9 protein-coding genes and 3 pseudogenes are annotated in these 9,850 nt (G+C 69.4%); 5 read left to right on the top strand and 7 right to left on the bottom strand.

The features are described from left to right. Nucleotides 1-95: 95 nt before the first annotated feature. The 3 genes and pseudogenes from ABZ281_RS22465 to ABZ281_RS22475 all read left to right on the top strand — a co-directional run. A pseudogene (locus tag ABZ281_RS22465) lies at nt 96-1,001 on the top strand (ATP-binding SpoIIE family protein phosphatase); the annotation flags it as partial. Nucleotides 1,002-1,129: 128 nt separating this feature from the next. Then, the gene (locus ABZ281_RS22470) at nt 1,130-2,494 is read left to right on the top strand and encodes an FAD-dependent oxidoreductase (protein WP_356658024.1); all 1,365 of its coding nucleotides are present in this window, start codon (nt 1,130-1,132) and stop codon (nt 2,492-2,494) included. Nucleotides 2,495-2,650: 156 nt separating this feature from the next. Next, nucleotides 2,651-3,145, top strand: coding sequence for a lamin tail domain-containing protein (locus ABZ281_RS22475; RefSeq protein WP_356658026.1), 495 nt, complete (start codon nt 2,651-2,653; stop codon nt 3,143-3,145). 31 nt (nt 3,146-3,176) lie between these two features. Here ABZ281_RS22475 and ABZ281_RS22480 read toward each other — a convergent pair. From ABZ281_RS22480 to ABZ281_RS22505, 6 genes and pseudogenes are all read right to left on the bottom strand, one after another. Then, nucleotides 3,177-3,287: pseudogene (locus ABZ281_RS22480) on the bottom strand (hypothetical protein); the annotation flags it as partial. A gap of 424 nt (nt 3,288-3,711) precedes the next feature. Then, complete coding sequence (locus ABZ281_RS22485) at nt 3,712-4,086, bottom strand: hypothetical protein (protein WP_031110827.1); 375 nt, start codon at nt 4,084-4,086, stop codon at nt 3,712-3,714. A 57-nt stretch (nt 4,087-4,143) separates the two neighbouring features. After that, on the bottom strand, nt 4,144-4,665 hold the full coding sequence (locus tag ABZ281_RS22490; RefSeq protein WP_356658028.1) for a roadblock/LC7 domain-containing protein: 522 nt from the start codon (nt 4,663-4,665) through the stop codon (nt 4,144-4,146). Nucleotides 4,666-4,703: 38 nt separating this feature from the next. Continuing rightward, complete coding sequence (locus ABZ281_RS22495) at nt 4,704-5,540, bottom strand: hypothetical protein (RefSeq protein ID WP_356658030.1); 837 nt, start codon at nt 5,538-5,540, stop codon at nt 4,704-4,706. Next, nucleotides 5,537-5,971: a hypothetical protein gene (locus ABZ281_RS22500; protein WP_030847277.1), complete on the bottom strand. Its 435-nt coding sequence runs from the start codon at nt 5,969-5,971 to the stop codon at nt 5,537-5,539. The genes ABZ281_RS22495 and ABZ281_RS22500 overlap by 4 nt, the downstream gene beginning before the upstream one ends. Nucleotides 5,972-6,746: 775 nt before the next feature. Further along, nucleotides 6,747-7,160 (bottom strand): hypothetical protein, encoded by a 414-nt coding sequence (locus ABZ281_RS22505; RefSeq protein ID WP_356658032.1) that lies wholly within the window; start codon nt 7,158-7,160, stop codon nt 6,747-6,749. Nucleotides 7,161-7,423: 263 nt separating this feature from the next. Here ABZ281_RS22505 and ABZ281_RS22510 point away from each other — a divergent pair, with 263 nt between their 5' ends. Both ABZ281_RS22510 and ABZ281_RS22515 read left to right on the top strand, forming a co-directional pair. After that, entirely contained in the window at nt 7,424-7,612 is a 189-nt protein-coding gene (locus tag ABZ281_RS22510) for a helix-turn-helix transcriptional regulator (protein ID WP_356658036.1), read from the top strand. 416 nt (nt 7,613-8,028) lie between these two features. Beyond that, nucleotides 8,029-8,208: pseudogene (locus tag ABZ281_RS22515) on the top strand (transcriptional regulator); the annotation flags it as partial. A 566-nt stretch (nt 8,209-8,774) separates the two neighbouring features. On the opposite strand, the gene ABZ281_RS22520 reads toward ABZ281_RS22515, so the two are convergent. After that, on the bottom strand, nt 8,775-9,850 hold a 1,076-nt coding region (locus ABZ281_RS22520; RefSeq protein WP_356658034.1), incomplete at its 5' end, for a polysaccharide deacetylase family protein.

The following is a 9,850-nucleotide window of genomic DNA, read 5'->3' on the forward strand; positions in this document are numbered from 1 at the left end:
GGTCGCCCAGGGGTTCGGCGGACCGCGGGTGGACTTCGCCGTCGAGGTCGAGCGTCACATCGAGGCGATCCTGGCGGAGCTGAAGCCCGGCCGGGGCCACGATGGGGCGGCTGCGCACCGCGGTGCACAACTTCTCCGCCCTGGACCTGCCGCCCGAGGAACTGATCGCCCTGCTGGACGAGTTGGTCGGCCGCATCGACCAGGACGAGACGGAGGACGAGGGCAGCGCCCCGGTCACCGGCGCGACCTGTCTGTACGCCGTCTACGACCCGGTCTCCCGGCGCTGCACCGTCGCGCGGGCCGGGCATCCCCCGCCGGCGCTGATCCACCCGGACGGCAGTGTGGAGTTCCCCGACGTGCCCGCCGGCCCCCCGCTGGGGCTCGGTGGTCTGCCGTTCGAGACGGCGGAGCTGGATCTGGCGGAGGGCAGCCGGCTCGTGCTCTACACCGACGGGCTGGTCGAGGACCGGGAACGGGACATCGACGTCGGCCTGGAGATGCTGCGCGAGGCGCTGGGCAGGGCCGACGAGTCGCCGGAGGACACCTGCCGGGTCGTGCTCGACTCGCAGCTCACGGCCCGTTCCAGCGACGACATCGCGCTGATCGTCGCGCGCACCCGGGCACTGGCCGCCGACCAGGTCGCCGAGTGGCCGGTGCCGGCCGACCCGGCGGCCGTGGGCGAGGTGCGGGCGGCGGTCAGCCGGCAGCTGGCCGAGTGGGGTCTGGACGAGCTGACGTTCAGCACGGAGCTGATCCTGAGCGAGCTGGTCACCAACGCGCTCCGGTACAGCGGAGGCCCCATGCGCGTACGGGTGCTGCGCGACCGCAACCTGATCTGCGAGGTGTTCGACAGCAGCAGCACCTCGCCGCGTCTGCGGTACGCGACCATGACGGACGAGGGCGGGCGGGGCCTCTTCCTCGTCGCGCAGCTCGCGGAACGCTGGGGGACGCGGTATCTGCCCGCGGGGAAGGTGATCTGGGCGGAGCAGCCCCTACCATAAGCGCCACTGGGGACCCCCCATAAAGTAGCCTTATGAGCTCATAGACCGGACCCTCGTACCGACTTAGGCATGCCTTAGTTTAGGCTTCCCGTCGAGATCGCTTGTCGCCGCTCGAAGGGAACCTGACCATGCCCCGCCCCCTGCGGGTAGCCATCGTCGGATCCGGCCCCGCCGGGATCTACGCCGCCGACGCCCTGCTCAAGTCCGAGGTGGCCGCCGGCCCCGGTGTGTCCATCGACATCTTTGAGCGCATGCCGGCGCCGTTCGGACTGATCCGCTACGGCGTCGCTCCCGACCACCCGCGGATCAAGGGCATCATCACCGCCCTGCACCAGGTGCTCGACAAACCGCAGATCCGGCTCTTCGGCAATGTGGACTACGGCACCGACATCGGCCTGGACGACCTGCGCGCCTTCTACGACGGCGTGATCTTCGCCACCGGCGCGACGGCCGACCGGGCGCTCTCCCTGCCGGGTATCGACCTCGACGGCTCGTACGGCGCCGCGGACTTCGTGTCCTGGTACGACGGACACCCGGACGTGCCGCGCACCTGGCCGCTGGAGGCCGAGAAGGTCGCCGTGCTCGGCGTCGGAAACGTCGCGCTGGACGTCGCGCGCATCCTGGCCAAGACGGCGGACGAACTGTTGCCGACGGAGATCCCGGCCAACGTCCACGAGGGCCTCAAGGCCAACCGGGCCAAGGAGATCCACGTGTTCGGCCGCCGCGGCCCGGCGCAGGCGAAGTTCAGCCCGATGGAGCTGCGAGAGCTGGACCACTCCCCCAACATCGAGGTCATCGTCGACCCCGAGGACATCGACTACGACGAGGGCTCGATCACCACGCGGCGCGGCAACAAGCAGGCCGACATGGTGGCGAAGACCCTGGAGAACTGGGCGATCCGCGACGTCGGCGACCGCCCCCACAAGCTCTTCCTGCACTTCTTCGAGTCGCCGGTCGAGGTGCTCGGCGAGGACGGCAAGGTCGTCGGCCTGCGCACGGAGCGCACGGAACTCGACGGCACGGGCAACGTCAAGGGCACCGGCACCTTCCACACCTGGGACGTGGGAGCGGTGTATCGCGCGGTGGGCTACCTGTCCGACAAGCTCCCCAAGCTGCCCTGGGACATCGACTCCGGCACCGTTCCGGACGAGGGCGGCCGGATCATGCAGGAGTCGGGCGAGCACCTGCAGTCCACGTACGTGACCGGCTGGATCCGGCGCGGCCCCATCGGCCTCATCGGACACACCAAGGGCGACGCCAACGAGACCGTGGCGAACCTGCTGGACGACTACCGCAACGAACGACTGCACACGCCCGCAACCCCCGCCCCCGAGGCCGTGGACGCGTTCCTCGCCGAGCGCGACATCCGCTTCACCACCTGGGACGGCTGGTACAAGCTGGACGCGGCGGAGAAGGCTCTGGGTGAGCCCGAGGGCCGCGAGCGCGTGAAGATCGTCGAGCGTGAGGACATGCTGCGGGCCAGCGGCGCCTGAGCTTCACACCTGACGTTTCACATCCCGCAGGGCGGGTTCGGTGGCAATGTCACCGGACCCGCCCTTCTGTGTACTTGAACCGTGTACGATCCGGATGCTTCACCGAACCATCACATTGCCTTCACCTGAAGGCCACGCAGGGGGGACGAACGTCCAATGCGTATACGCCTTGTCGCCACCACGGCTGTCGCCGCCGGGGCCCTGACCGCCCTGTCGGCGGTTCCGGCCCAGGCCGCCGAATACAACTCCGCACTGAAGATCCGGGGGATCCAGTACGACGCTCCCGGCCGCGACTCCAACCGCTGCTCGGGCGGGAACACCGCCGAGGAGTACCTGACCATCAAGAACTACTCGCGCTCCACGACGGTGAACCTCAAGGGGTACGTCGTGAAGGACGCCGCGGGGAACAAGTTCACCTTCACCGCGAGCCACACGCTTCAGCCGGGCGACTACGTGAAGCTGCGCGGCGGCAACGGGTCCGACTCCGACACGAAGAACGTCGTGTACCGCGACAACTGCAACTTCATGTGGAACAACGACAAGGACACGATCTACGTGTACAAGCCGTCCGGCAGCCGTGCCGACGTGCACTCGTACACCAGGAGCGGCTCCGACGCGGACCACAACGGGTACATCACGTACCACGGCTGATCCCTTCGCCGGACGGATGCCGGCCCCTGGCCTACGGGGTCGGCAGCCAGTGGTCGAGGTAGGCGCGCAGGCCCGTGAGGTCGGTGCCGCGTGCCAGGTACCCCACGTAGCCGTCGGGTCGTACGAGGGCGTGGGTGATGCCGGGCCACGGGTGGTAGTCCGGTCCGGCACGGGTGGTAGTCCGGTCCGGCGACGCGACGGTTCACGCGCAGTACCCGACGGGGCAGCTGCAGGTGCAGCCCGACCGTCGCGTTGCCCCGGTCGACGAGGTCGTCCGTCACTCCGACGGGGCCAGCATCTCCAGGGTGTGGGGCTGGATCGCGGGGCGCGGGACTCCCGGGCCCGGTCCAGTGAGCGGTCCACGATCCGGAACGGGGTTACGTTGGACCGCGGTTGGGTCGCGAGTGCGAGTCCGGTGGGACCCGCGCCCACCACGAGCACGTCCAGGGGTGCCGTCATGACACCCACCGTAGACGTGGCCGGTCGCGCGCATGTCGTCGCCGTGCGGCGTGCCGGGGCCCTCCGCGACGCGTGCGTGGCGGAGGGCTCCCGTCCGGTGTGCTGGTTCAGACCTCCAGGTCGGCTTCGATGCGGCGCAGTTGGTGGCGGGCCATCGCGAGGTTGGCCCGGCTCCCGTCGAGCACGAGGTAGAGGAAGAGTCCGCTGCCCCCGCGCCCCTTCAGCAGGCGGATGAGGTGGTACTGGGTGTTCAGGGTGATCAGGATGTCCTCGATTTCCTCCTTGAGTCCCAGGTGCTCCATGGTGCGCAGCTTGGACCGCACGACGTCGGTGTTGCCCGCGGCGGCGACTTCGAGGTTGAAGTCCTTGGTGCCGCCGAGGGTGCCGAGGGCCATGCCGCTGGTGTAGTCGACGAGTGCGGCGGCCGTCGCTCCGTCGATGGAGCTCAGGCATTCCTTCAGCGCGGTCTCCGTGTTGGCCATGCGCTCGGTTCCTTTCCTTGGGTCTTCTACTTCGGTGGGTCAGGAAGTTCGGGTGGCTCAGCTGCCGGTCTGCGGGCGCGGCCGGTGCGTGGGCCGCTGCGGGGTGCGTACCGGGAGGGTGCCGATGGGGCGGTCCGTGGCCGGGGGCACCGTGGCGAGGTGTTCTTCGTGCACCGGCCGGTCGGCGTGGCGGCCGGTGCCCGGACCGACGCGCGTGGCCAGCAGGTCGGCGATCCGGGCTCCGCTGCGCCGGCCTTCGAGGTGGAGGCGGCCGACGTTGACGCGGTCCTCGGCGAGGAGGGTGAGGACGGCGGTGGTTCCGGCGGCGTAGGTCGCGACGTAGCCTCCGGAGCCCCGCACCAGCAATTCGCGGAAGTCGCCACGGGCGGCGGCGTCGGTCATGCGGTAGGCGACGCCGAGGGCGGCGGCGGTGAGCGCCGCGAGTCCCTCGGGCTCGGTGTCCGGCACGTCGTGGGCGAGGACGAGTCCGTCGACGGTGGCCGCGAGGGAGCCCGTCAGCCGGGGTATGCGGGTGCGGAGCCGACGCAGTTCGTCCAGGACGTCGGTCTCGACGGCCATGAGCAGTCTCCTTTCGGCACGCTGTCTTCGCGCGCGGATCACAGTGCCTCCAAGGCGTGCAGGAGCCGTCGCAGCAGTGCGGTGTCGGGCTCGTCCGGTGCCACGGGACGACGGGTGGGGCCCGGCTCGGCGGACACGATGGCGGGGGCGGACGCCGGGGCTGGGGGCGGGGCTGAGGAGGGGCCGGGTATCAGCGGGGCCACGGGAGCCACCAGCCCGGCGGCGGCGAGGCGGCGGAGCTCGACCAGGGTGTGGAACGTGCGGCAGGCGAGGGCCGTCGCGATCTGGGCGGCGGTGCGGACACCGTCGACCTGGGCGAGGGTCCGGCCGCGGCGGGCCGGCAGATCGATGGCGTCCGACCCGGGCACCCGGGCGAGCGGCGCCCGGTCGACGGCGGGTTCGGGCCATATGCGGTGCAGCAGTTCGCGGCGGCGTCTGGACTCACGCAGGACGGTGTCCACCGGCACGGACCGGACCGCGCCGAGCCAGTGTGCGGCTCCGGGGCGGAACCGGAGCACCGGTCCGTCGTGGACGAGGACGAAGTACGCCGCGTCGAAGAGGGCGCCCAGGTGGCACAGTTCCAGCGCGCCGGCGGCGAGGCGGCCGCTGTCCACCAACTGCCGTCCGACGCGGCAGCGGCGGCCCGCCTGGTCGATCGCCTCCCACCAGCCGTCCGGGGCGAGCGCACCACTGTGGGTGAGCAGGTCGCCGAGGTCGGGTGTGACGGCGGATTCCACGTGGACGACGTGTCCCGCTGCGAGGTAGACGATTCCCGACTCGGTGGACAGGGCACCGGTCGCGCCTTGTGTGGCGAGTGTGCCGAGCAGGGCCGAGGCGGGTTCGTCCGTGCGCAACGTCGGGGTCGGTGTGGTCATCCGAGCACCAGCCGGTCCGCCATCTCGGCCAGGCGTATGCGGGCCAGGGCCAGGTTCCCTTCGCCGCGGTCGAGCCATAAGTGCACGAACACGGTGCTGTCGAAGGTCGTGGTGACGAACCTGAGCAGGTGGTACGAGTCGGCGTTCGTGATGATCAGGTCCTGTACGGGGGGTTCCTTGCCGGACGGTCCGCCTGGGCCGTCGCCGGTGGTTTCACCCGTGTCGTCATCGCCGCCGGTGAGGGCGAGCACGCCGCTCTCGGTGGCGAGCCGGGCGAGTTCGGCGGTTTCCGCAGCCGTCGCCTCCGCATCACCACCGGGTGCGTCACCCACCGCGCCCAGCGCAAGACCACTGATCCAGTCGACCACCGACGCCCCTCGAGCACCAGGCAGCCGCATGGCCTCCAGCAGACTCTCGTCGATTCCGGGCACGCCGAACCCCCTCCCCCTGCACGGCCGTTCCCGCGAACGTGAGCACGACACTACGGTGTGTGCTTGGCGCAGGTGAACGCTTTGGCATTTTCCAAAGGAATGTGCAGGGAAGCGGGCGGGGGGTGAACGGGGTTGATCGGAAGCGGGCAGGATGCATCGCGGGGGCGCCGCAGGGCGGTTGGCCAATCACCCCGACCTACACCTTCACGACTTACACACACCAGGGCACCCCCCCCCGCGGCGATTCGCAGGTTCGGCAAGCCTTCGCAGGCTTTAGCAGGACTCATGCCGACCACTTGCCGACTTTACTGACGGGTAATCAGGTCGATGTGCACGACCTCGCCCCGCGCTGTCACGCATCCGCCCCAGCGATGTCGGCCGACCAAGGCCACGGCTCCTGCGACCCGCCTGCGGGCTCAGGCGGACGTCGTCAAGGGACCGTCGCAGCACCACAGGGCCCAACCAACTGGCCTACGGCCGGTTACGGGCTGCAGCGCATACTCATCTGCCGGCGTCGGCTCCTCAGACCGAGGGAGGCGGAACATAGCCGCGAACCGCCGGTTGGCCAAACCGGCGGTTTTTCTCACCATTGGAACTAGCCCCGCCAGCCACTCCGAGACGAGGCCCTCGCCATTCAGGAACCCAGCCATTCATGCCACGACAAGACCCGTCCAACCTCAAGGAGCGACCCTGACCGAAAACCAGCGCACGCCAGCAAACGAAACAGGACTCGCGCGAATTCCGCAATCGAGCCGCCGGTCGGCTGAGTCTGTACTCATGGACACCTCCGAGGGGGTGTGTCCAGTAGACGGCTGATCCAGTTCTTGTAGGCGGTCAGTTGGCGGCCGGGGTGAGACGGCCTTCGAAGGCGATTGGGAATTTCCGTCATCTCGGCAGCGAAGTATTCAACCGGCAGGCTGCCCGGACTGTTGTCTCGCGATGTCTGCCGTTCGGATTCCACGAGCACCTTGTCCAGGAAGTTGCGGGCTTCCTGCCAGGTGGCAAACGCCGGCCGCTTCTCTTTTCCTGAACAGCCGGTGTACCGCGCTTGCCAGCGATGTCCGCGGCCGTGGTCCGCAGACGGGTACAAAGGCCGCTGTGGTGTGCCGCATTGGCACGAGGCGTCACCGCGTTCTGGTTTGGAGTATCTCTTGTGCCAGCGGTCGAACGACTCGATCGGCTTGTTCATGTGTCCTGCCCACGAAACTGAGCTGAATGCTGGAACCGCCGCCGACCCTGCTGCACTGGCCTGCGACGCGCACGGCGGCCCTTCTGCTGTCCGCCAGGGCGATACTGTCCGCTACCGCCAGTAGTTGTGCACAGCTGTTCATGGTGCACGCAAAGGTGTGACGGTCGAGTCACCGCGTGCCAGCACGTGAACCTTCACCGGACCCGCGACTCTTGTCCCTGGGTATGCAACTCCGTCACTCCAGAGAGGAGCGGTGATACAGCCTGGAAGGACTCGCAGAACGTAGCGGGCTGAGCTTCCGCGGCCTCATCTATATCGAGCACGGACAGCGCAGTCCAAGCGTTCTTACGCTGTTGGACATCGCTGCAGGACTCGATGTGGAACCGGGGGAACTCGTCAATCACATCGCTCAGGAAGAATCCGGTAAATCCGCGCCTGATGGTTCGAGGTGACAATCCGAGGATCGTGATTTCGTCAGGCGTACTGGAGTCGTGGTCTGTCCTCGCCGCCTCTCGGTTCGTCCCAGGGTCTTTGCATCATTGCGGTCTGTCCGGGTTCGTCAGCCAACGGTCCCCGCACCGGCTCATCGCCAGCGGCACGGCGCAGAAATCGCACCCCTTCTCGGTGAGCGCGTAGTCGTACCGGACCGCTTCGTCTGGTACGGCCACTTCTCCAGCAGCCCCTCGCCGACCAGCCCGCCGCAGCCGGCCCCACCAGCCGGGAGGGCACGTACCAGTCTCGGACTGATGTCCGGTCTGGCCAGGACCAGGCGGGTCCAGGCCTCGCGCCACGACGGCCCGCCACCAAGATCCCCGCGCAGGCCCTCGGTGAGACGGAGAAGCACCGTGTCCGGGGAACCATGCCGACGGAGTCCGGCGCCGGGCCCGCGATGGCCCGCGACCGTATCTGCAACGACCACCTCGCCGACCGGCTCGGCATCGCGGTCACCGACGCGCTGACCGCACGCGGACCGCTGGTGCAGGACACGGCGTTCGCACTCACGGATGCGGGGCTGCGCTGGTTCGGCACGGCCAGCATCCCGCTCGACCGCAACTCCGCGGCGCAGAGCGCGCGCGGCATCCAGATCGGGCCCCTCGCCGGCGGCCCGGGCAGTGCGGCATGCAGCCGGAGCCGGAGCCGGTGCAGCCTCCCGGGACGGAGCGCGTCTACCGCGCCGCGGCCGACCTCGGCCCGGACGGCTGGGTGTGCGACATCAACGTTCGGATGGAAGCCGTCGCCGGACCGCCCAGCGCGATCGAGGAGTTCACCGGCCGGCTGCGCACCGACGCCCCGGCTCCTCGCCCGGGTCCGCCACGTCCGGCTGACCGGCGAGCCCGGACGTCGTCGTACGACCCGGTTTCCAGGTGCGCCACAGCGCCCCCGCGGGGAAGCCGACCGAGGGAGCAGCGGCTTCGTCAGGTGCCCTTCCCCCACCGTTCGGCCTCCTCAACCCCTGCCAGCACCCCATTCGGGGCGTTCTGACCTTCCTGCCGGACCATCGTCACTGATGCCCCGCCCGGCCTGGGCAGTACAGCTGACCGGCCTGCCCCAGCCTTCCGTCGGTCCGCTCCACGGTCGTTGCCGACGACCGGGTACACCAGGCCGCCTCGCGGCTCAGAGGGTCGCGCGCAGGTGACTGGCCGTGACGAAGTGGTAGCCGCGGGCGGTGAGGGTGCGCAGGATCTCGGGGACGGCGGCGACCGAGGTGGGGTGGATGTCGTGGATCAGGACGACGTCGTTCTTCTCGGCCTGGGAGATGACGGTCTGGGCGACCGTGGCGGGATCGTGGAACTTCCAGTCCTCGGGGTCCACGTCCCACAGGACGGGAGAAAGGGTGGTGGCCGCACGGACCTCGCCGTCGATCGCTCCGTACGGCGGGCGGTACAGCGTCGGCTCCTTGCCCGTAGCGTCCTTGATCGCCGCGTTGGTGCGCGTCAGTTGGGAGCGGATCTGGGTGGGGGTGAGGTTGGTGAGAACCGGGTGATTCCAGGAGTGGTTGGCGATCTCGTGGCCGGACTTCATCTCGGCGCGGACGATGTCCGGGTGGGCGGCGACGTTCTGGCCGACGACGAAGAAGGTGGCGCGTGCCTTGTACTGGGCGAGGTACTTGAGCAGTGTTCCCGTCTCGGGGGCGGCGGGGCCGTCGTCGAAGGTCAGGGCGAGGCACTTGACCTTGGAGCAGTCCGTGGTGTCCTTGCCCGGATCCGGCTGTGCGGCGACGGTCGCGGCGGGGGTGTGGGCGGCGCCGAGGTCGAGTTCGTCGTCCGGGTCAGTGGTCTGCTGCTGGGCGCGGCTGCCGAAGTCGGAGAGCCACGGGGTGAGGGTCGCCTTGGGGAGCGTGAGGGAGATGCGGCCCGCCGGAGGGACGCCGACCGTACCCCGGTCGAAGTCCAACTTGAGATCGCCGTCGGCGGTGAAGGCCATGTCGTCCAGGTAGGCGTCGCGGCTCTCCTGGTCACCGAGCGCGTCGATGGTGTCGGGAGTGACTCCCTCCCGCTTCTGCAGGTTCTTCTTCACGGCCGCGACGAAGTCGTCCCGGGAGCCGTCGGCGATGAGGTCGGGGGACGGCCGGTACTTCTCGGCGGCACCGTCGTACCAGTACGCCCTGGTGTCCAGGCCGTCCGCGTTCGACGTACGGTCGACCGTGGCCAGCCGGACGCCCACTACGTCGCCGGACGCCACGAGGAACG

Origin of the sequence: Streptomyces sp. NPDC006265, assembly GCF_040613555.1 — a bacterium.
Taxonomy (GTDB): domain Bacteria; phylum Actinomycetota; class Actinomycetes; order Streptomycetales; family Streptomycetaceae; genus Streptomyces.